The 22,389-nt window shown below is 56.0% G+C and carries 18 protein-coding genes and 1 riboswitch; of the genes, 14 read left to right on the forward strand and 4 right to left on the reverse strand.

What is annotated here, in order from left to right:
- The first annotated feature begins 17 nt into the window (after positions 1-17).
- Genes aceB through aceK form a run of 3 tightly spaced genes read left to right on the forward strand, consistent with a single transcriptional unit; the run spans position 18 to position 4,754 of the window.
- Positions 18-1,616 carry a malate synthase A gene (gene aceB, locus AAIE02_RS15405; protein ID WP_166993015.1) on the forward strand — a complete coding sequence of 533 codons (1,599 nt, stop codon included), beginning with the start codon at positions 18-20 and terminating at the stop codon, positions 1,614-1,616.
- Between the two features lie 30 nt (positions 1,617-1,646).
- Positions 1,647-2,954, forward strand: coding sequence for an isocitrate lyase (gene aceA, locus AAIE02_RS15410; RefSeq protein WP_498532847.1), 1,308 nt, complete (start codon positions 1,647-1,649; stop codon positions 2,952-2,954).
- A gap of 57 nt (positions 2,955-3,011) precedes the next feature.
- Positions 3,012-4,754 carry a bifunctional isocitrate dehydrogenase kinase/phosphatase gene (aceK, locus tag AAIE02_RS15415; protein ID WP_498532848.1) on the forward strand — a complete coding sequence of 581 codons (1,743 nt, stop codon included), beginning with the start codon at positions 3,012-3,014 and terminating at the stop codon, positions 4,752-4,754.
- Here the strand turns inward: aceK and iclR are convergent.
- Positions 4,751-5,584 carry a glyoxylate bypass operon transcriptional repressor IclR gene (gene iclR / locus AAIE02_RS15420; protein ID WP_008455884.1) on the reverse strand — a complete coding sequence of 278 codons (834 nt, stop codon included), beginning with the start codon at positions 5,582-5,584 and terminating at the stop codon, positions 4,751-4,753. The two genes, aceK and iclR, sit on opposite strands and share 4 nt — an antisense overlap.
- A gap of 192 nt (positions 5,585-5,776) precedes the next feature.
- Here iclR and metH point away from each other — a divergent pair, with 192 nt between their 5' ends.
- The 5 genes from metH to rluF all read left to right on the forward strand — a co-directional run bounded on the left by metH (position 5,777) and on the right by rluF (position 12,794).
- Complete coding sequence (metH, locus tag AAIE02_RS15425) at positions 5,777-9,460, forward strand: methionine synthase (RefSeq protein ID WP_498532849.1); 3,684 nt, start codon at positions 5,777-5,779, stop codon at positions 9,458-9,460.
- 144 nt (positions 9,461-9,604) lie between these two features.
- Positions 9,605-11,236 (forward strand): Na/Pi cotransporter family protein, encoded by a 1,632-nt coding sequence (locus AAIE02_RS15430; protein WP_008455880.1) that lies wholly within the window; start codon positions 9,605-9,607, stop codon positions 11,234-11,236.
- A gap of 36 nt (positions 11,237-11,272) precedes the next feature.
- A complete protein-coding gene (locus tag AAIE02_RS15435) occupies positions 11,273-11,536 on the forward strand; it encodes a type II toxin-antitoxin system CcdA family antitoxin (protein ID WP_008455878.1) in 264 nt (87 codons plus the stop codon).
- Positions 11,536-11,850: a CcdB family protein gene (locus AAIE02_RS15440; RefSeq protein ID WP_166993031.1), complete on the forward strand. Its 315-nt coding sequence runs from the start codon at positions 11,536-11,538 to the stop codon at positions 11,848-11,850. The genes AAIE02_RS15435 and AAIE02_RS15440 overlap by 1 nt, the downstream gene beginning before the upstream one ends.
- Before the next feature lie 65 nt (positions 11,851-11,915).
- Positions 11,916-12,794, forward strand: coding sequence for a 23S rRNA pseudouridine(2604) synthase RluF (gene rluF, locus AAIE02_RS15445; RefSeq protein WP_008455873.1), 879 nt, complete (start codon positions 11,916-11,918; stop codon positions 12,792-12,794).
- 1 nt (position 12,795) lies between these two features.
- Here rluF and AAIE02_RS15450 read toward each other — a convergent pair whose 3' ends face one another.
- The 3 genes from AAIE02_RS15450 to lysC form a co-directional block, all read right to left on the reverse strand.
- Positions 12,796-13,068, reverse strand: a complete 273-nt coding sequence (locus AAIE02_RS15450; protein WP_008455871.1) for a YjbD family protein — start codon at positions 13,066-13,068, stop codon at positions 12,796-12,798.
- A 91-nt stretch (positions 13,069-13,159) separates the two neighbouring features.
- Positions 13,160-14,092 carry a ketopantoate/pantoate/pantothenate transporter PanS gene (gene panS, locus AAIE02_RS15455; RefSeq protein WP_498532850.1) on the reverse strand — a complete coding sequence of 311 codons (933 nt, stop codon included), beginning with the start codon at positions 14,090-14,092 and terminating at the stop codon, positions 13,160-13,162.
- 93 nt (positions 14,093-14,185) lie between these two features.
- Positions 14,186-15,535, reverse strand: coding sequence for a lysine-sensitive aspartokinase 3 (gene lysC, locus AAIE02_RS15460; protein ID WP_008455866.1), 1,350 nt, complete (start codon positions 15,533-15,535; stop codon positions 14,186-14,188).
- A 102-nt stretch (positions 15,536-15,637) separates the two neighbouring features.
- Positions 15,638-15,857, reverse strand: a riboswitch (Lysine riboswitch).
- Positions 15,858-16,096: 239 nt separating this feature from the next.
- Here lysC and pgi point away from each other — a divergent pair.
- The 6 genes from pgi to psiE all read left to right on the forward strand — a co-directional run bounded on the left by pgi (position 16,097) and on the right by psiE (position 22,389).
- Positions 16,097-17,746, forward strand: a complete 1,650-nt coding sequence (pgi, locus tag AAIE02_RS15465) for a glucose-6-phosphate isomerase (protein WP_498532851.1) — start codon at positions 16,097-16,099, stop codon at positions 17,744-17,746.
- Positions 17,747-18,113: 367 nt separating this feature from the next.
- Complete coding sequence (gene yjbE / locus AAIE02_RS15470; RefSeq protein ID WP_008455862.1) at positions 18,114-18,365, forward strand: exopolysaccharide production protein YjbE; 252 nt, start codon at positions 18,114-18,116, stop codon at positions 18,363-18,365.
- Positions 18,366-18,427: 62 nt separating this feature from the next.
- Positions 18,428-19,066 (forward strand): YjbF family lipoprotein, encoded by a 639-nt coding sequence (locus AAIE02_RS15475; protein ID WP_498532852.1) that lies wholly within the window; start codon positions 18,428-18,430, stop codon positions 19,064-19,066.
- Positions 19,063-19,800: a capsule biosynthesis GfcC D2 domain-containing protein gene (locus AAIE02_RS15480; protein WP_166993044.1), complete on the forward strand. Its 738-nt coding sequence runs from the start codon at positions 19,063-19,065 to the stop codon at positions 19,798-19,800. The genes AAIE02_RS15475 and AAIE02_RS15480 overlap by 4 nt, the downstream gene beginning before the upstream one ends.
- Positions 19,800-21,896, forward strand: a complete 2,097-nt coding sequence (locus AAIE02_RS15485; protein WP_008455859.1) for a YjbH domain-containing protein — start codon at positions 19,800-19,802, stop codon at positions 21,894-21,896. The genes AAIE02_RS15480 and AAIE02_RS15485 overlap by 1 nt, the downstream gene beginning before the upstream one ends.
- Positions 21,897-21,981: 85 nt before the next feature.
- Positions 21,982-22,389 (forward strand): phosphate-starvation-inducible protein PsiE, encoded by a 408-nt coding sequence (gene psiE / locus AAIE02_RS15490; RefSeq protein ID WP_008455857.1) that lies wholly within the window; start codon positions 21,982-21,984, stop codon positions 22,387-22,389.

Genomic DNA, 22,389 nt, shown 5'->3' on the forward strand with positions numbered 1-22,389 from the left:
GACGAAGGAGTAACCGAATGACACAACAGACAGTTAGCGAAGAGCTGGCCTTTAGCCAGCCGTTTGGCGAGCAAGAGAAGCAGATCCTCACCCCGGAAGCCGTAGAATTCCTCGGCGAGCTGGTGAGCCGCTTTACTCCACAGCGCAACAAGCTGCTGGCATCTCGCATTGCTGAACAGCAGGCCATCGACGGTGGAAAGCTTCCTGATTTCAATTCGGAAACAGATTCCATTCGTAAGAGTGATTGGCAGATTCGTGGTATTCCGCAGGATCTGCTCGACCGCAGGGTAGAAATTACCGGTCCGGTTGAGCGAAAAATGGTGATCAACGCGCTGAATGCTAACGTAAAAGTCTTTATGGCCGACTTCGAAGATTCCCTGGCGCCGAGCTGGAGCAAAGTCATTGACGGGCAAATCAACCTGCGCGATGCGATAAACGGCACCATCAGCTGGACAAACGAAGCGGGAAAAATCTATCAGCTGAAGCCAGACCCGGCGGTACTGGTTTGCCGCGTGCGCGGCCTGCATCTGCCTGAAAAACACGTGACCTGGCGCGGGGAAGCGATCCCTGGCAGCCTGTTCGACTTCGGGCTCTATTTCCTCCACAACGTGGATGCCCTTCTGGCTAAAGGCAGCGGCCCTTATTTCTATCTGCCCAAAACCCAGTCATGGCAGGAAGCGGCCTGGTGGAGCGAAGTCTTCAGCTTCACGGAAGATCGCTTCGATCTGCCACGTGGCACCATTAAAGCGACTTTATTGATAGAAACGCTGCCAGCGGTCTTCCAGATGGATGAGATCCTGCACGCCCTGAAAGATCACATCGTGGGCCTGAACTGTGGTCGCTGGGATTACATCTTCAGCTACATCAAAACCCTAAAAAACCACCCGGATCGCGTCCTGCCGGACAGGCAGTCCGTGACGATGGATAAACCTTTCCTGAACGCTTACTCGCGGCTGCTGATCAAGACCTGTCATCGTCGCGGTGCATTTGCAATGGGCGGCATGGCGGCCTTTATCCCGAGCAAAGACAGCGCTCGCAATGAATGGGTACTGAACAAAGTCAAAGCGGACAAAGAGATGGAGGCCAATAACGGCCATGATGGTACCTGGATTGCGCATCCGGGCCTTGCGGACACGGTTGTTGAGGTGTTTGGCAAAGCGCTGGGTGAACGCCAGAACCAGCTGGACATCAGCCGCAGCGAAGATGCCCCCATCACCGCGGCGCAGTTGCTTGAGCCTTGCCCTGGCGAGCGCACCGAAGAAGGTATGCGCGCCAACATCCGCGTTGCGGTGCAGTACATCGAGGCGTGGATCTCCGGCAACGGCTGCGTACCGATTTACGGGCTGATGGAGGATGCTGCGACCGCTGAAATTTCCCGTACTTCCATCTGGCAATGGATCCATCACCAAAAGACGCTAAGCAACGGCCAGACCGTGACGAAAGCGCTGTTCCGCCAGATGCTTGCCGAAGAGATGTTGGTGATTCAGGACGAGCTGGGCGACCAGCGTTTTAGCCAGGGACGCTTCGATGAAGCTGCGCGGCTGATGGAACAAATTACCACCTCAGAAGAGTTAATCGACTTCCTGACGCTGCCGGGCTACCGCCTGCTTGCCTGAACCTAACCCTATAAAAATGGAGCATCTGAAATGAAAACCTCTCGTAGCCAACAGATTCAACAAGTACAACAAGACTGGACACAGCCGCGTTGGGAAGGCATTAAGCGTACCTATAGCGCAGAAGACGTCGTGAAACTGCGCGGTTCGCTGACCCCGGAGTGTACTCTGGCGCAGCACGGAGCGGCTAAACTCTGGCGCCTGCTGCACGGCGAGTCGAAAAAAGGCTACGTAAACAGTCTGGGGGCGTTAACCGGCGGCCAGGCTTTACAGCAGGCGAAAGCGGGTATCGAAGCCATCTACCTCTCCGGCTGGCAGGTTGCGGCGGACGCTAACCTGGCGTCCAGCATGTACCCGGATCAGTCGCTCTACCCGGCGAACTCTGTCCCTGCGGTTGTCGATCGGATCAACAACAGCTTCCAGCGTGCGGATCAGATCCAGTGGGCATCCAATATTGAACCGGGCGATCCACGCCACATTGACTACTTCCTGCCTATCGTTGCCGATGCAGAAGCCGGTTTTGGCGGCGTGCTGAACGCCTTCGAACTGATGAAGTCGATGATTCAGGCGGGTGCCGCTGCGGTGCACTTTGAAGACCAGCTGGCTTCCGTGAAGAAATGCGGCCACATGGGCGGCAAAGTCCTGGTCCCAACTCAGGAAGCTATCCAGAAGCTGACCGCTGCTCGTCTGGCGGCTGATGTGATGGGGGTTCCAACGCTGCTGATCGCCCGTACCGATGCTGATGCGGCAGATCTGATCACCTCCGACTGCGACGAATACGACCGCGAATTCATCACCGGTGAGCGCACGCAGGAAGGTTTCTACCGTACACGCGCTGGCATTGAGCAGGCTATCAGCCGCGGCCTGGCCTACGCGCCTTATGCCGACCTGGTCTGGTGTGAAACCTCTAAACCCGACCTGGACCAGGCCCGCCGTTTCGCGGAAGCCATCCATGCGCGCTTCCCAGGCAAACTGCTGGCCTATAACTGTTCGCCGTCGTTTAACTGGAAGAAAAACCTCGATGACAAAACCATCGCGTCCTTCCAGCAAGAACTGTCGGACATGGGTTACAAATACCAGTTCATCACCCTGGCGGGGATCCACAGCATGTGGTTCAACATGTTCGATCTGGCGCACTCTTATGCGCAGGGGGAGGGCATGCGCCACTATGTTGAGAAGGTACAGCAGCCTGAATTTGCCGCCGCTTCTGAAGGCTACACCTTCGTTTCTCACCAGCAGGAAGTGGGCACCGGCTACTTTGACCGCATAACCACCGTCATCCAGGGCGGCGCTTCTTCCGTCACGGCGCTGACAGGTTCGACGGAAGAAGAGCAGTTCTGAACAAACTTTATTTTCCCCCTCTCCTTTGGGAGAGGGCCGGGGTGAGGGGAGAAATAAATGTCACACAGGCTGGAGCTGCTAATTGCCCACACCATCCTGCAGGGGTTTGACGCGCAATACGGTCGATTTCTGGAGGTCACCGCGGGTGCCCAGCAGCGCTTTGAACAGGCCGACTGGCACGCCGTTCAACAGGCGATGAAAAGCCGCATCAACCTGTACGATCACCACGTAGGTCTCGTCGTAGAACAGCTTCGCTGCATTACCGGCGGGCAGAACACCGACGCGGCCTTTTTACTGCGTGTGAAAGAGCAATACACCCGGCTACTGCCGGATTACCCGCGTTTTGAAATTGCCGAAAGCTTTTTTAATTCTGTCTATTGTCGGCTCTTCGACCACCGCTCGCTTACTCCCGAGCGGCTTTTTATCTTCAGCTCCCAGGCAGGCAAACAGCTTCGGCCGCTGCCTCGCCCACTGGCAAAAACTTTTTTCCCGGAGCAAGGCTGGACGACGTTGCTCACGACCTTGCTCTCCGATCTCCCGCTGCGCCTGCCCTGGCAGGATATTGCGCGGGATGTGGGGTTTATCCTCGCCCATCTGCATGAAACCTTCGGCGCAGAAACATTGCGGACGGCCACGCTGGAAGTGGCTAATGAACTGTTTTACCGCAATAAAGCCGCCTGGCTGGTTGGCAAACTGGTTCTGCCGGGAGGAAAAATTCCCTTTTTATTGCCGATCCATCGCACCGATGATGGCCGGTTAATGGTAGACACCTGCCTGACCAGCTCCCCCGAAGCCAGTATCGTTTTCGGCTTTGCGCGTTCCTATTTCATGGTTTATGCCCCTTTCCCCGCCGCGCTCGTGGAGTGGCTACGCGAGATTCTACCGGGAAAAACTACCGCCGAACTGTACATGGCGATTGGCTGCCAGAAGCACGGCAAAACCGAAAGCTATCGCGAATATCTGACCTACATTCACAGCACGGCCGAGCAGTTTATTGAGGCACCCGGCATACGCGGCATGGTGATGCTGGTGTTCACGCTGCCGGGCTTCGATCGCGTTTTTAAAGTGATAAAAGACAAATTCGCGCCGCAAAAAGAAGTCACCGCCGAAAGGGTCCGTGCCTGCTACCAACTGGTAAAAGAGCATGACCGCGTGGGGCGCATGGCGGATACGCAGGAGTTTGAAAACTTCGTGCTGGATAAGCGGCAGATAAGTGCCGACCTCATGTCGCTGCTGCTTGAAGAAGTGCCTGAAAAACTGACCGATCTTGGCGACCGCATTGCCATCAGCCATCTCTACATTGAGCGGCGAATGGTGCCGCTTAACTTGTGGCTGGAGCAGGTAGAAGGCCAGCAGTTAAGGGATGCGGTGGAAGAGTACGGCAATGCCATTCGTCAACTGGCGGCAGCCAATATCTTCCCTGGCGACATGCTATTTAAAAACTTTGGCGTGACGCGTCACGGGCGGGTGGTGTTCTACGATTACGATGAAATTTGCTACATGACCGAGGTGAATTTCCGGGATATTCCGCCGCCGCGTTACCCGGAAGATGAACTCTCTTCGGAGCCGTGGTACAGCATCTCGCCGGGAGATGTTTTCCCGGAAGAGTTCCGGCACTATCTTTGTGCAGACAAACGCATTCGCCCGTTATTCGATGAAATGCACGCCGACCTGTTCCGCGCCGACTTTTGGCGCGCTTTGCAAACCCGCATCCGCGATGGCTATGTAGAAGATGTTTATGCTTATCGCCGCCGCCAGCGCTTCAGCCAGCGGTTTGGGGAAGTGAGGCGAGCGGGCTAGCGCCCGCCGCCGTAAGCCAGAGTAATGTCCTTCGCGGCTTTGATCACCAGCGCACCCAGCTCCGTCACGCGGTCATCGGTGATGCGCGAAATCGGGCCAGAAATAGAGATCGCCGCGAATGCCTCATGGTGTTCATCGTAGATGCACGAAGCCACGCAGCGCAGCCCCAGGGCATGCTCTTCATCGTCAAATGAATAACCGCGCTTGCGGGTTTGCGCTAAATCTTCTTTTAAATGCAGCGGCGAAGTCAGCGTGGCTGGCGTGTAGCTGTGCAGACCTTTGCGGTGCAGCAGGCCCGTCAGTTCGTCGTCGTTTAGCTGAGCCAGAAACGCCTTGCCCGCGCCGGATGCGTGCATCGGCAGCTTGCCGCCAATAGGTGCTGACATACGCATCAGCTGCGTGCACTGAACCTGGTCGATAATAATTGCCTGGTGATCGCTCTTGTCGAGTACCGCGAGGTTGACGGTTTCACCGGAGGCTTCCATCAGTTTGCGCAGAATAGGGTGCACAATGGCTAGCAGATTGCGGCTTTGCAGGAAGCTGCTGCCGACGACAAATGCGTGCGCGCCAATCGTCCAGTGGCCAAGATCGCCCACCTGATGCACAAAGCCTAACTGCTGCATTGTGGTGAGCAGGCGATGGGTGGTGGAATTGGGCAAACCAGCCTGCTGGGCAAGCTCGGTGAGCGCCACGCTACCGTCAGATTCGGCAATCCACTCCAGCAGCTTAAGGCCGCGGGTCAGGGACTGCACTTGCCCGGTGGCAGCCGGAGCCGCAGCGGCGGCGGTGCGGGGTTTCTTACCTCGTTTAGCGGGGACTGTAGCAACCATACCGGACTCCTTTTCGTATCGTGGAAATCATTTTCGTTTTATTTGGCGAATTTGCAACCGCTACTCAGACTGATCGGAGGAGTGATGCTGAACATCTCTCATGTTCCCGATATGCGGCTTTTACGACCCTATAGATTGTGCAAGTATGGGATGGCATATCCGTCAGGCAGGGAAAACAGGTGGGAGTGAGGTGTGAGCAACAACGTAGAGAAGCTGAAGCAACAACTGAGTGAGCGCATTCTGGTGCTGGACGGCGGTATGGGGACCATGATCCAAAGCTACCGCCTTGATGAGAGTGATTTCCGCGGCGAGCGTTTTGCCGACTGGCCGTGTGACCTTAAAGGCAACAATGACCTGCTGGTGCTCAGCAAACCGGAAATTATCGCCGCGATTCACTATGCCTACTTTGAAGCTGGCGCCGACATCGTCGAAACCAACACCTTTAACTCCACCACCATTGCAATGGCGGATTACCAAATGGAGTCGCTGTCGGCGGAAATTAACTACGAAGCCGCTAAGCTGGCGCGTGCCTGTGCCGACGAATGGACGGCCCGTACGCCGGAAAAACCGCGTTACGTCGCCGGTGTGCTTGGCCCGACCAACCGCACGGCATCAATTTCTCCAGACGTGAACGACCCGGCCTTCCGCAACATCACCTTTGATCAGCTGGTCGCCGCTTACCGTGAATCGACCAAAGCGCTGGTGGAGGGTGGGGCCGATCTGATCATGATCGAGACGGTCTTCGACACCCTGAATGCCAAAGCCGCCATCTTCGCCGTAAAGGCCGAGTTTGAAGCGCTTGGCGTTGATCTGCCGATCATGATTTCCGGCACCATTACCGATGCGTCAGGTCGTACGCTTTCCGGTCAGACGACGGAAGCTTTCTATAACTCCCTGCGCCACGCCGACGCGCTCTCTTTCGGACTTAACTGCGCGCTGGGGCCGGACGAACTGCGACAGTACGTGGCTGAACTGTCACGCATTGCCGAGTGCTACGTGACGGCTCACCCTAATGCTGGTCTGCCAAACGCTTTTGGTGAATACGACCTTGATGCGGACGTGATGGCGCAGCAGATTGGGGAATGGGCGCAGGCCGGATTCCTGAACATTGTCGGCGGCTGTTGCGGGACGACGCCTGCGCATATCGCCGCAATGAGCGCGGCGGTAGCAGGCGTTGCGCCGCGTAAACTCCCCGATCTGCCGGTTGCCTGTCGCCTCGCCGGGCTTGAGCCGCTGAATATCGGCGCGGATAGCCTGTTCGTTAACGTCGGGGAACGCACCAACGTTACCGGCTCGGCAAAGTTTAAGCGTCTGATCAAAGAAGAGAAATACAGCGAAGCGCTGGACGTGGCGCTGCAGCAGGTGGCCAGCGGCGCGCAGATTATCGACATCAACATGGACGAGGGAATGCTCGACGCCGAAGCGGCGATGGTGCGTTTCCTGAACCTGATTGCCGGTGAGCCGGATATCGCCCGGGTGCCCATCATGATCGACTCCTCGAAATGGGAGGTGATCGAGAAAGGGCTGAAGTGCATTCAGGGCAAAGGCATCGTTAACTCTATTTCCATGAAAGAAGGCACTGAGCCGTTTATCCATCATGCGAAGCTGGTACGCCGCTACGGCGCGGCGATGGTGGTGATGGCGTTCGATGAAGTGGGCCAGGCCGATACGCGAGAGCGTAAAATCGAGATTTGCCGCCGGGCCTATAAAATTCTTACCGAAGAGGTAGGCTTCCCACCGGAAGACATCATCTTTGACCCGAACATCTTCGCGGTGGCGACCGGCATCGAAGAACATAACAACTACGCCCAGGATTTTATCGGCGCCTGCGAAGATATTAAGCGCGAGCTGCCCCATGCGATGATCTCCGGCGGCGTGTCTAACGTCTCCTTCTCTTTCCGCGGCAACGAGCCGGTGCGCGAGGCCATCCACGCGGTATTCCTTTACTACGCAATTCGCAATGGCATGGACATGGGGATCGTCAACGCCGGGCAACTGGCGATATACGACGATCTTCCGGCTGAACTGCGGGATGCCGTCGAAGACGTCATTCTCAACCGCCGCGACGACAGCACCGAACGTCTGCTGGAGCTGGCCGAAAAATATCGCGGCAGCAAAAGCGATGACGGCGCCAATGCTCAACTGGCGGAGTGGCGTAGCTGGGACGTAGTGAAACGTCTCGAGTATTCGCTGGTGAAAGGCATCACCGAGTTTATCGAAGCGGATACCGAAGAGGCCCGCCAGCAGTCGACTCGCCCAATAGAAGTGATTGAAGGCCCGCTGATGGCGGGAATGAACGTGGTGGGGGATTTGTTCGGCGAAGGTAAAATGTTCCTGCCGCAGGTGGTGAAATCGGCTCGCGTGATGAAGCAGGCGGTGGCTTACCTTGAGCCGTACATCGAAGCCAGCAAAGAGCAGGGCAGCAGCAACGGTAAAATCGTGCTGGCGACCGTCAAAGGCGACGTCCATGACATCGGCAAGAACATCGTCGGCGTAGTGCTGCAATGTAACAACTACGAGATTATCGATCTTGGCGTGATGGTGCCCGGCGAGAAAATTTTGAAAACCGCCCGTGAAGTGGGGGCCGATATCATTGGCCTGTCCGGGCTTATCACCCCGTCGCTGGACGAAATGGTCAACGTGGCCAAAGAGATGGAGCGGCAGGGCTTTACGCTGCCGCTGCTGATCGGCGGGGCAACTACGTCAAAAGCCCACACGGCGGTGAAAATAGAGCAGAACTACAGCGGGCCAACCGTCTACGTGCAGAACGCCTCGCGCACCGTCGGCGTGGTTTCTGCTCTGCTTTCAGAAACCCAGCGCGATGAATTTGTCGCCCGCACCCGCAAAGAATACGAAGTTGTTCGTACGCAGCACGCGCGTAAAAAAACGCGCACGCCGCCGGTTACGCTGGAAGTCGCGCGGGATAACGATCTGCCTTTCGACTGGGAAAACTACACGCCTCCGGTTCCGCACCGGCTGGGCGTGCAGGAAGTGACCGCCAGCATTGAAACGCTGAGGAACTACATCGACTGGACGCCGTTCTTCATGACCTGGTCGCTGGCCGGAAAATATCCGCGCATTCTGGAAGATGAGGTTGTTGGCGAGGAGGCAAAACGGCTGTTTAAAGACGCTAACGACATGCTGGATATGCTCCACCGGACGAAAACAATGACGCCGCGCGGCGTGGTCGGCCTGTTCCCGGCGAATCGCGTGGGGGACGACGTGGAGATTTATGCCGATGAAACACGCTCTCAGGTGAAAGGCTTCAGCCGCCATCTGCGCCAGCAAACGGAAAAGAACGGCTTCCCGAACTACTGCATTGCCGATTTTGTGGCGCCTAAACACAGCGGTAAAGCCGACTACATCGGTGCTTTTGCGGTCACCGGCGGTATTGAAGAAGACGCGCTGGCGGGTGCCTACGATGCGCAGCACGATGATTACAACAAAATCATGGTGAAAGCGGTTGCCGACCGCCTGGCCGAAGCTTTTGCTGAATATCTGCACGAGCGCGTGCGTAAAGTTTACTGGGGCTACGCGGCCACGGAAAACCTCAGCAACGAGGAACTGATTCGCGAGAATTACCAAGGCATTCGCCCGGCACCGGGCTACCCGGCCTGCCCGGAGCACACGGAAAAAGCGGCCATCTGGGCGCTGCTGGACGTCGAAAACGTGATTGGCATGAAGCTCACCGAGTCTTACGCCATGTGGCCCGGTGCGTCGGTTTCCGGCTGGTACTTCAGCCACCCGGACAGCAAGTACTTCGCCGTCGCGCAAATTCAGCGCGACCAGGTCGAAGATTACGCCCGACGCAAAGGCATGCCGGTCAGCGAGGTCGAACGCTGGCTTGCGCCGAACCTCGGGTACGACGCCGACTGACTCACAAACCTGTTATCTTTCCTTACAACTTACAAGGCGCTCTGGGGGCGCCTTGTCTCTTTATTGAAGTTAAACCCTTATACTGAAGGATGGTGGCTATTTTTGCTTCGGGAACCCTAAAAACGATAAGGAGAACAAGAATCCGTGTTGACGTTGTTACACCTGCTGTCCGCCGTTTCGCTGCTGGTCTGGGGTACGCACATTGTGCGCACCGGTATCATGCGCGTTTACGGTGCCAACCTGCGCAGTGTGCTTAGCCACAGCGTAGAAAAGAAACCGCTCGCCTTCTGCGCCGGGATAGGCGTGACCGCGCTGGTGCAGAGCAGTAATGCCACCACCATGCTGGTGACCTCGTTCGTTGCCCAGGATTTGGTGGCGCTCGCCCCTGCGCTGGTGATTGTGCTGGGAGCTGATGTCGGTACAGCGCTAATGGCGCGTATCCTGACCTTCGATCTTTCGTGGCTTTCTCCGCTGCTGATTTTCATCGGCGTAATCTTCTTCCTCAGCCGCAAGCAGACTCGCGCCGGGCAGCTTGGCCGCGTGGGGATTGGCCTGGGTCTTATTCTGCTGGCGCTCGAGCTGATTGTGGGAGCCGTTACGCCGATTACCCAGGCGAACGGCGTCCAGGTGATCTTCGCTTCCCTGACCGGCGACATCATGCTCGACGCGCTGATTGGCGCGATGTTTGCCATTATCAGCTATTCGAGCTTGGCTGCCGTCCTGTTGACGGCCACGCTGACCTCAACCGGCGTGATCTCGTTTGATGTGGCGCTGTGTCTGGTCATCGGGGCTAACCTCGGTTCCGGCCTGCTGGCAATGATCAATAACAGCGCTGCGAATGCTGCCGCTCGTCGTGTGGCGTTGGGCAGCCTGCTGTTCAAGCTGGTGGGCAGCCTGCTGGTGCTGCCGTTTGTGCATGTCCTGGCCCGGCTGATGCATCACCTGCCGTTGCCGGAGTCTGAACTGGTTATCTACTTCCACGTGTTCTACAACCTGATTCGTTGCCTGGTGATGGTGCCGTTTGCCGAGCCAATGGCACGCTTCTGCCGCCGGGTGATCAGCGAAGCGCCGGAAGTCGACGCCCGAATGAAGCCGAAGCACCTCGATCCTACGGCGCTGGATACTCCCGCGCTGGGGTTATCTAACGCCGCGCGGGAAACCCTGAGAATGGGCGACGTGCTGGAGCAGATGCTGGAAACCTGGAGCAAGGTGATGCACGGCGAGCCGCGCCAGGAAAAAGAGCTGCGCAAGCTAGCTGACGACGTGGACGTGCTGTATACCGCCATCAAACTTTACCTTGCGCAGATGCCGAAGGAAGATCTGGCGGAAATGGAGTCGCGCCGCTGGGCGGAAATCATCGAAATGTCGCTGAACCTGGAGCAGGCGGCGGACATCATCGAACGTATGGGCAGCGAGGTGGCGGATAAATCTCTCGCCGCGCGCCGGGCCTTCTCGCCGGACGGCCTGACCGAGCTGGATAACCTGCTCCAGCAGTTGATCAGCAACCTGCAGCTGAGCCTGTCGGTGTTCTTCTCGAGCGACCTGGGCAGTGCCCGCCGGCTGCGCCGGAACAAACACCGCTTCCGCATCATGAACCGCCGCTACTCCCATGCCCACGTTGATCGCCTGCACCAGCAGAACGTGCAGAGCATCGAGACCAGCTCGCTGCACCTCGGGCTGCTGGGGGACATGAAGCGCCTGAACTCGTTGTTCTGTTCCGTTGCCTACAGCGTGCTGGACCAACCGGACGATGACGACGAGCGGGATGAATATTGATCGTCAACCCGGCATCGCTCTATAATTGCATAATGTATGCGCATTACAATGGGGGTTAATATGCGTGTTGAAAGTGCAGCCGCTAAAAAATCGGTGAATGTCACGCTAGCGCCGGAGATTCTGGATGAGGCCCGTAGGCTGAAACTAAATATCTCGGCGGTACTGACCGAGGCATTAATCGAGAAATTTCGCGAAAACGCTCGGGCTGAGTGGCTCAAGGATAATCAGGAAAAGATTGCCGCGCTTAATGAGTTTGTTGAGGAGCACGGCTCGTTCAGTGATTTTCAGAGGAGCTTCTGATGGAACAGTTTCACGCCTACGAAAATACTGGCGCAGGGAAGAAAACGTATCCTTATCTCATCAATATGCAGCACCCCATTGCTGATGCCTTAAAGCATGTCCTGGTCATTCCCGTTATTGAACGCGAATTACTGGGTGCCATGCCTCCAGAAAAAATCTGCCCCATCGTGACGATTGAGGGGCAGCCTTGCGTGGCGATGACTCACATGATGGCAGGTATTCCGCTTAAAGAACTCGGTGCTTCAGTCGCGGATTTGACGCATTACAGAGATGAGCTGTGTGGCGCCGTTGATTTTATGATTCAGGTTTACTAACAAGCCCATTTTGCGGTTCGCAACGCCCTGCGGGTAAGGTATAGTCCTGGGTTTTCGGAGGAGCCATGCTGACTAATTCATCTATTCGTCTTAACAAATACATCAGCGAGAGCGGGATCTGCTCACGCCGTGACGCCGATCGCTACATCGAACAGGGCAACGTTTTTATTAACGGCAAACGCGCCAAAATTGGCGATCAGGTTTTTGCCGGCGACAGCGTGAAGGTGAATGGTCAGCTCATCGAACCCCGCAACGAAGAAGACCTGGTGCTCATTGCGCTGAATAAGCCGGTGGGAATTGTAAGCACCACGGAAGACGGCGAGAAAGACAACATCGTGGACTATGTGAACCACAGCAAGCGCGTGTTCCCCATTGGCCGCCTGGACAAAGATTCTCAGGGGCTGATTTTCCTCACCAACCACGGCGACCTGGTGAACAAAATTCTGCGTGCCGGGAACGACCATGAGAAAGAGTACGTGGTCACGGTGAACAAGCCGGTTACCGACGAGTTTATTCGTGGTATGGGGGCAGGCGTGCCAATTCTGGGCACCGTCACCAAGAAATGCAAAGTTAAAAAAGAAGCGCCGTTTGCGTTTCGCATCACCCTGGTTCAGGGGCTGAACCGCCAGATTCGCCGCATGTGTGAACACTTTGGCTATGAAGTGACGAAGCTGGAACGTACGCGCATCATGAACGTTAATCTCACTGGGATCCCGCTTGGGGAATGGCGCGACCTGACGGATGATGAACTGATTGAGCTGTTTAAGCTGATTGAGGATTCGTCCTCTGAGGCGAAGCCGGCTAAAAAAGCGAAGCCAAAAGCGGCCAGCCCGGCGGCGAAAAAACCGTTGGTAAGTGGCCCGAAAAGCTCAGCCAAAACGCCCGCTGAGCTTGCCTCGCGTAAACGCTTTGCTTCTCCAGGCCGGAAGAAAAAGGGCCGTTAAACTAGCGTTTGCCTCGCGTATGGTTGTTGGCTGACCATGAATAAGTCGTCGTCGTATCCGGCTTTAAGGCATTTTGTTTCTTCAGCTGGCGAGCTTTCTTAGCCGCCAGCGCTCGTTCCGCCATCAGCTTGTCGATGTACTCTTTTTTTACCTGATTAGTCTCTGAGTTGGTCAACGTACGACCGTGGGCAATGCGGGCGCGATCCAGCAGCGTTTTTAGCTCACGCTGTTCGCTTTCCGTCATGTCTTGCTGTGTCAGTCTGGCTGTAGCCATCGTTGCAATCTCCCAGGAAAGGACTCTCAGTGTAAAACAAACCCACCGCGCCGACGAGACAAAAAAGCCTGCATCAGCAGGCTTTTAGCGATTATTTTTTGCCGTCTGGCTTCGGCGTTATCGCTTTGCCGGACCAATACCCGGCCAGCAGAGAGCCGGACAGATTGTGCCAGACGGAGAACAGCGCGCCAGGCAGCGCTGCGAGCGGCGAGAAGTAAATTTTACCCAACGTGGCCGCAAGACCGGAGTTCTGCATTCCCACTTCGATGGCCAGCGTCCGACAGGTCGACTCGTCAAACCCAAACAGACGTCCGCCCCAGTAACCGCCGAGCAGGCCAATGGTGTTATGCAGAATCACCGAGACAATCACCACCAGGCCAACGGAAGCGATGTGTGACGCCGAGCCTGCCACAACTGCGCTAATGATGGCGAGAATACAAAGCATGGAAAATGCAGGCAGCCAGGGCTCCACGCGCTTCACCAGGCGTGGGAACAGATGATGCACAATCAGGCCAAGGCCAATCGGGATGATGACGATTTGCAGAATACTGACCAGCATGCCCATCACATCGACTTTAATGTCGGCGTCGACATAGAGACGGGTGAGCAGCGGCGTGGCAAATACGCCGACCAGTGTAGAAACAGAAGATATTGTTACGGAGAGCGCAACATCACCTTTGGCCAAGTAAATCATGACGTTGGACGCCGTGCCGCTGGCTACGCTGCCGACCAGCACCATCCCGGCTGACAGGTCGGGCGGCATATGGAACAACATTGCCAGCAGCCACGCCGCCAGCGGCATCACCAGGTAATGCAGAAAAATGCCTGCAGCTACCGGGGCCGGGCGCGACAGCACGCGTTTAAAGTCTTCAAGCCGCAGGTGGACGCCCATGCCAAACATAATGAGCATCAGCAGCGTGCTGACCCACGGGCCAATCGGGATAAAGGTTGAGGGGGTATAATACGCAGCGACGGAGAGCAGCAGCGCCCAAAGCGGGAACAGCCGGGTTAGGGTGGCGATCATAGCGATGTCCTTGCAGAGTTTGTGTTGTTTTATGGTTATAAAAAAAGCCGGGTGCGAGCCCGGCTTTCTGTATTCATGGCATGGATTGAACGGTTATTCAAACAGGTTGCGGTGCAGTTTCTGCACGACCTGCTCTGCATCGTCGCCAGGCACCAGGAAGCACAGGTTGTAGCTGGAAGCGCCGTAGCAAATCATGCGGATGTTGAACGGGTCGAGCACGCCGAACACTTCTTTGCCTACGCCACAGGCCTGGGACAGTTTATTGCCTATGATGGCCACCAGCGCCAGGTTCTCTTCGACTTCCACGCGGCACAGCGATGAAAGCTCGGTGAGCAGCGCGGTGGTCAGCAGGCTGTCGCCAGTGGAGGTAGAGCCGGTGGTGTCCATGGTCAACGCCACGCTCACTTCGGAGGTGGTGATCAGATCCACGGAAATATTATGGCGAGCCAGAATGCTGAACACTTCCGCCAGGAAACCACGGGAATGGAGCATATGCAGGCTGTGCAGCGTCAGCAGCGTTTGCTTGCGACGTACCGCAAGGGCGCGGAAGAGCGGTGGATTTTCCGTTTTTTTGCATACCAAAGTTCCGCCAGCAGCAGGATCTTTGCTGGAGCCAACGAACACCGGAATGTCGCAGCGCACGGCGGGCAGCAGCGTGGCCGGGTGCAGGACTTTCGCGCCAAAGGTCGCCATTTCAGCGGCTTCTTCAAAGGCGATGCGGTCAATGCGTTTTGCCGCAGGTACCATACGCGGATCGGTGGTGTAGATGCCCGGCACGTCGGTCCAGATATCTACGCGCGCGGCATTTAACGCTTCACCAAGCAGCGCGGCGGTATAGTCGCTGCCGCCGCGGCCAAGCGTGGTCGTTCGGCCTTTTTCTTCGCTCCCAATAAAGCCCTGAGTGATCACCAGGGATTCCGCGAGGCGCGGCAGCATCTGCTGGCTTGCCAGTTCCGCCAGCGCGGCGATATCCGGTTCGGCACGGCCGAAGCGGTCGTTGGTGCGCATGACTTTACGAATGTCGAACCACTGCGCTTCCACCTGACGTTCTCGCAGGATTTCCACAAATAGCAGGGTGGACATTAGTTCGCCGTGGCTGACCAGTTCATCGGTCAGCGCGGTGGAGGTCGCCAGAGAGGCGGCTTCCGCAAGGGTCGTGATGTTTTCAAGCAGGCGGTCGATTTCTTCGCGAATAACGTCCGGATTCGCCAGACGCTCAACGATGTTGTACTGGATTTTGCGGATGGCATCGAGCTTGACGAAGCGCTCGGTCGCTTCGAGGCCTTCAGCCAGAGCAACCAGCAGGTTAGTCACGCCAGCGGAGGCGGAAAGCACCACCACGCGGACGTGGCTATCGGCCAGCACCACATCGGCGCTGCGGTTCATCGCGTCGAAATCGGCGACGCTGGTCCCACCAAATTTGGCGACTACGGTTTGAGACATAACTACCTCGTGTCAGGGGCCATTAACTGGCAAAAAAGTATTCAGCCTTGGCACAAGGGAAGAGCGGTAAACGGGTGGGCGCAGAGCAGGAGAACTACGATATCACCCAGAAGTGCTCCACCTTGTCTATCCAGCTTTGGAGCCGGATATGAAACGCTCGACTGCGAACGTTTCTGGTGACAACCCAGAGGATTCAGCCCCTGCAGCCGACAATAAGCGTGACCAGCCGCTTCATCATCTCGGCGTTGCTCCCCCTCACGTATCGTCCTTGTTACTGGTTTCTCGGATACGATTTTCTGGGCAACGCGCCTCTTCTGGCCTGCGCACGCGCAGGTAGCGCCTAATAAATAAAGCTTCGGCGAAGGCATGTCAACTGCGGGGTTATGCGGATTTTTCATGTTAAATCGGTAATCAGGAATTTAACTTATAAGAGGGTATTTTTGCCGCTTTTTAGGGGGTTACGGGAAACCCTCGGTTAATGGCATAAAATCAATCACAATTTTTGCCTGCAGGCGCTACAATCGACCGAAGTCACAATTCTCAAATCAGAAGAGTATTGCTATGAAAAACATCAACCCGAAGCAGACCTCTGCCTGGCAGGCACTCCAGAAACATTACGATGAGATGAAAGACGTTACGCTTTCCGACCTGTTCGCGAAAGATAACGACCGCTTCAGCAAGTTCTCCGCAACTTTCGATGACCTGATGCTGGTGGACTTCTCCAAAAACCGCATCACCACCGAAACCCTCGAAAAACTGCAGGCGCTGGCGAAAGAAACCGATCTGCAGAGCGCGATCAAATCCATGTTCGCCGGCGAGAAAATCAACCGCACCGAAGACCGCGCCGTGCTGCACGTTGCGCTGCGTAACCGCAGCAACACGCCTATCGTGGTCGATGGCAAAGACGTAATGCCGGAAGTGAACGCGGTGCTTGAGAAGATGAAAGCCTTCTCTGAAAGTATCATCAGCGGGAACTGGAAAGGCTACACCGGTAAAGCCATCACCGACGTGGTTAACATCGGTATCGGCGGCTCTGACCTCGGCCCATTCATGGTTACCGAAGCGCTGCGTCCATACAAAAATCACCTCAACATGCACTTTGTGTCCAACGTTGACGGTACCCACATTGCCGAAGTGCTGAAGAAAGTTAACCCGGACACCACGCTGTTCCTGGTGGCCTCTAAAACCTTCACCACTCAGGAAACGATGACTAACGCCCACAGCGCGCGTGACTGGTTCCTGCGTGCCGCTGGCGATGAAAAGCACGTGGCAAAACACTTCGCTGCGCTGTCCACCAACGGGAAAGCCGTCGGTGAGTTTGGTATCGACACCGCAAACATGTTCGAATTCTGGGACTGGGTTGGCGGCCGCTACTCTCTGTGGTCCGCGATTGGCCTGTCCATCATTCTGTCCGTGGGCTTCGACAACTTTGTTGAGCTGCTGTCCGGCGCGCACGCGATGGACAAACACTTCTCCACCACGCCTGCCGAGCAAAACCTGCCGGTTCTGCTGGCGCTGATCGGCATCTGGTACAACAATTTCTTCGGTGCTGAAACTGAAGCGATTCTGCCATACGACCAGTACATGCATCGCTTTGCCGCCTACTTCCAGCAGGGCAACATGGAGTCCAACGGTAAGTACGTTGACCGCAACGGCAACGCCGTGGACTACCAGACTGGCCCAATTATCTGGGGTGAGCCGGGTACCAACGGGCAGCACGCGTTCTACCAGCTGATCCACCAGGGGACCAAAATGGTGCCTTGCGACTTCATCGCACCGGCTATCAGCCATAACGCGCTGTCGGATCACCATCCAAAACTGCTGTCTAACTTCTTCGCACAGACCGAAGCGCTGGCGTTCGGGAAATCCCGTGAAGTGGTTGAGCAGGAATACCGTGAGCAGGGTAAAGATCCGGCCACGCTGGACCACGTTGTGCCGTTCAAAGTGTTCGAAGGCAACCGCCCAACCAACTCCATCCTGCTGCGCGAAATTACCCCGTTCAGCCTGGGCGCGCTGATTGCACTTTACGAACACAAAATCTTCACCCAGGGCGCGATCCTGAACATCTTCACCTTCGACCAGTGGGGCGTGGAGCTGGGCAAACAGCTGGCTAACCGCATCCTGCCAGAGCTGGGTGACGACAAACAAATCGCCAGCCACGACAGCTCAACCAACGGCCTGATTAACCGCTATAAAGCATGGCGTGATTAATTAAACCGCGTGATGAAAATATGCCAGCCTCGTGCTGGCATATTTTTTATAAGAGTTATCCCCTTGTCGTCATAATTTTCGATATTGCCACCCTGAGGTTAATCCTAAAAATGATTTTCCCGCCGCTTTGTCAGGGCTTTAATTTAAGATTATATTGAATTGATATTTCCAATGCCTCTTGGTAAATAATTGTTTTTATTTGAATAACTTTCATTTAAATATAACTCAATTCTTGATTTTTACTCTTTTTCTTAAAGTTCATCCCTTATTTTCTGCAGGCTAATTCATCACATTGTGTTGTGTATACTCGATCGCGCCTGAAACCTTTTCAGGTAAATCTCCATTCATTCAATGAAGGGAAATTGTAATGAGAAAAACCCTTTATGGCGCTTTAGCCATATTTACGCTGGCTGCCGCCGGCGCGGCGAATGCTGACCCTGTAGCTGTGGGTGATGCGGCCGGCGCGCAGGCGACGTCTGTGTCTGCAGGCAGTTCTGCTGCAACCAGCGCCAGCACTGTTGGGTCTGCGGTTGGTGTGGCATTAGCCGCAACCGGTGGCGGCGACGGTTCAAACACCGGAACCACCACAACCACGACGACCAGCACCACCACCCGTTAACGTCTGGGTGTTTTTAACCATAACCACACTTCGGTGTGGTTATTTTAAATCGGGGAATTACCGTGCAGCGACTCGCAATACTCTTTGTCTGTCTGTTACTCCAGGCGTGCTCAGCGACCACCAGAGGGCTTGGCACCTCGCTTTGGAACAGTATTGCCGGAGGTGGGGGCGTGCAGCTTACCGACGATGAAATTGCCGAGATGCGCTACGCGAGCCAGTACATGAGCATCAACAACGGCCCGCAGCTGTTTGTGGTGCTGGCCTATAACGAAGACGGCCAGCAGAAGTGGGTGACGCAGGACAGATCGGTCATCGTCACGCAGAACGGCCGCATTGTGAAAACCTCCGGGCTGGGCGACAACCTGACGGAAGTGACCAACCTGTCCCGTGACCCGCTGGCGAACGTGAAACAGATTAAGGATGGCGCGAGCTGGACCCGGCAGATGGCCTGGACTGAACGCCAGCAGGTTCGCTACGCCACCGCAACGTCCACCTTTGAATTTGACGGCACCGAGACGGTGAAGCTTGGCAGTAGCGTGACCAAAGTACGCGTCCTGGAAGAAGAGGTAACCGCGCTCGGGAAAAGCTGGACGAACCGCTATTGGGTGGACGATGAAGGCCAAATCCGCAAATCAAAACAGTACCTTGGCCCCGGCTACTGGCCCATTACCACGCTTCTTGTGAAGGCGGCAAAACAATGAAAAAACTCCCCTTTACGTTTATGGCTCTGCTTTTTGCCAGCGCCTTTACACACGCAGAAAGTACCGTGACGGTCTATACCCAACCGCAAACGCAGCCGCGGGTGATTAAAGATGCCGCCAGGCTGGCGGATTTGGTGACTAACCCTGCGTTAAGCCGCACCTGGTGGCCTGCGGCGGTGATTAGCACCCGGCAGGCAAGCGCCGCAGAAGAGCAAAAACACCAGCAGCTTCTGGCGCGCCTGGCTGAAGTGGCGGCGGACGAAGGCGGAGACGACGGGGCGGCAATCAACGGACTGCGCCAGCAGCTCAGCGCTATGCATGTGACCGGGCGGCAGTTTGTCAATCTGGACCCCGACTGGGTTCGCCTTCGCCCACAATCAAACGTGCCGCTTCAGGGGGAATACAGCCTTTGGGCCGGCCCGCAGCCCACAACCATCACCCTGGTGGGATTAGTCAGTTCGCCCGGCGTGAAACCTTTTACCCCCGGACGCAGCGTGGATGACTATCTGGACGACGTCAGCCTGTTGAGCGGGGCCGAAAGAAGTTATGCCTGGGTGATTTACCCGGACGGCAAAATCGAAAAAGCGCCAGTTGCTTACTGGAATAAACGCCATAGAGAACCGTCGCCAGGTAGCCTTATCTTTGTGGGATTCTCTGACCGCCTTTTCAGCGCCACCTTTGATGAGCTGAACCAGCAGATTCTTAATACCCTGACCCATCGGATACCGGATTAATGAAAAAACGTTACCTGTATAGCCTGATTGCGCTGGCGGTGACTTCCGCCTGCCGCGCCGAAACGTATCCGGCACCCGTTGGCCCTTCGCAGGCAGACTTTGGCGGCGCGGGTCTGCTGCAAACGCCGACGGCGCGCATGGCGCCTGAGGGCGAATTTAATCTCAACTACCGCGACAACGATCAGTACCGCTTCTACTCCGCCTCCATGCAGCTTTTCCCCTGGATGGAGGCCACGCTGCGCTACACCGACGTGCGCACACGTCACTACAGTAGCGTGAAGGCTTTCTCGGGTGACCAGACCTATAAAGACAAAGCGTTTGACGTGAAATTCCGCCTGTGGGAAGAGGGCTACTGGCTGCCTCAGGTCTCTGCCGGTATTCGTGACCTGGGCGGCACCGGGCTGTTTGACGGTGAATATGTAGTGGCGAGCAAAGCCTGGGGGCCGTTCGACTTCAGCCTTGGCATGGGCTGGGGGTATTTAGGCACCAGCGGCAACATCAAAAACCCGCTCTGTGAATACAGCGACAAATACTGCCACCGGGATAACAGCTACCAAATGGCGGGCTCCTTCAACTTTAGCGGCATGTTCCACGGCCCGACGTCGCTGTTTGGCGGCGTAGAGTACCAGACGCCGTGGCAGCCACTCAGGCTGAAGGTTGAATATGAGGGCAACAACTACAGCCATGAGTTTGCGGGGAAAATAGACCAGCGCAGCAGCGTTAACGTCGGCGCTATCTACCGGGTGACCGACTGGGCCGACGTGAACATGAGCTACGAGCGCGGCAACACCTTTATGTTTGGCGTGACGCTCCGCACCAATTTCAATGACCTCAAGCCGGGGTACAACGATTCCCGTCGTCCTGAGTATCAGCCGCACCCGCAGGACGAAATTCTGCAGCACAACGTGGTGGCCAATCAGCTGACCGACCTGAAATACAACGCCGGGCTGATCAACCCGAACATTCAGGTCAAAGGGGATACGCTCTACGTCACGGGCGAGCAGGTGAAATATCGCAATTCCCGCGAAGGCATCGAACGCGCCAACCGCATCGTGATGAATGACCTGCCGGATAATATTCGCACCATCCGCATTACCGAAAGCCGGATTAATATGCCGCAGGTTACCACTGAAACGGACGTGGCCAGCCTGCGTCGGCACCTTGAGGGGGAACCGCTGGGGCAGGAAACGACGCTGGTACAAAAACGCGTTGAGCCGGTGGTGCCAGAAAGCACCGAACAGGGATACTACATCGAGAAGTCGCGCTTTAATTATTCAATTGATCCGATTCTCAACCAGTCTATCGGTGGCCCGGAAAGCTTCTATATGTATCAGGTCGGGGTGATGGGGAACGTCGATTACTGGCTGACGGATCACCTGTTAACCAGCGGCAGCCTGTTTGCCAACGTCGCCAATAACTACGACAAATTTAACTACACCAATCCGCCAATGGATTCTACGCTGCCGCGCGTGCGTACCCACGTTCGCGAATATGTAGAAAACGATGTGTACATCAACAACCTGCAGGCCAACTACTTCCAGTACTTTGGGCATGGGATTTACGGCCAGGTTTATGCGGGCTATCTGGAAACCATGTACGGCGGGGCGGGGGCCGAGCTGCTTTACCGTCCGGTGGACAGCAACTGGGCGATCGGCGTCAACGGCAACTACGTCAAACAGCGTGACTGGCGCAGTTCGCAGGACATGATGAAATTTACCGACTACAGCGCGAAGACCGGGCATATCACCGGCTACTGGACGCCGCCGTTTGCTCAGGATGTGCTGGTTAAGCTCAGTATCGGCCAGTATCTGGCGCAGGATAAAGGCGGCACGCTGGAGATTTCCAAACACTTTGACAGCGGGATCGTGGTGGGCACCTACGCCACCATCACCAACGTGTCGAAGAAAGAGTACGGCGAGGGGGACTTCACCAAAGGTTTCTACATCAATGTGCCGCTGGATATCTTCTCGGCTTACCCAACCCGCAGCCGGGCGCAGGTGACCTGGACACCGCTGACGCGTGACGGCGGGCAGATGCTGGGCCGTAAGTTTGACCTGTATGGGGTGACCAGCGACCGCAGCGAAAATTTCCGCTAACGAAGGTAAGTAAATAAACTAGATCAAGATCACATTTTAGACGTATAACAGCCTCTCAAGACCACAATAAAAATGAGAGGCCGTTATGCCTGCGACACCGCGTTTTTCCTGGATTTCTACCGTCATGCAGACGGTGCTTAATCTGGGGCTGTTAGCCCTTGGGCTGATTTTGATTATCTTCCTCGGCAAAGAGACCATTCACCTGGCCACCGTATTGTTTGCGCCGGGAGATGACGCCAGCTCGTATCTGTTTATCGAGGGGCTGGTGGTTTACTTCCTCTATTTCGAGTTTATCGCGCTGATTGTGAAGTATTTTCAGTCGGGCTATCACTTCCCGCTGCGCTACTTTATCTACATCGGCATTACCGCAGTTGTGCGCCTGATTATCATTGACCACAGTTCGCCGCTGGACGTGCTGATCTACTCGGCCGCGATTCTGGTGTTGGTGATTACGCTTTGGTTGTGTAACAGCCAGCGCCTGAAGCGGGAATAA

The sequence above is a fragment of the Cedecea sp. Ae19-4 genome (genome assembly GCF_059801165.1).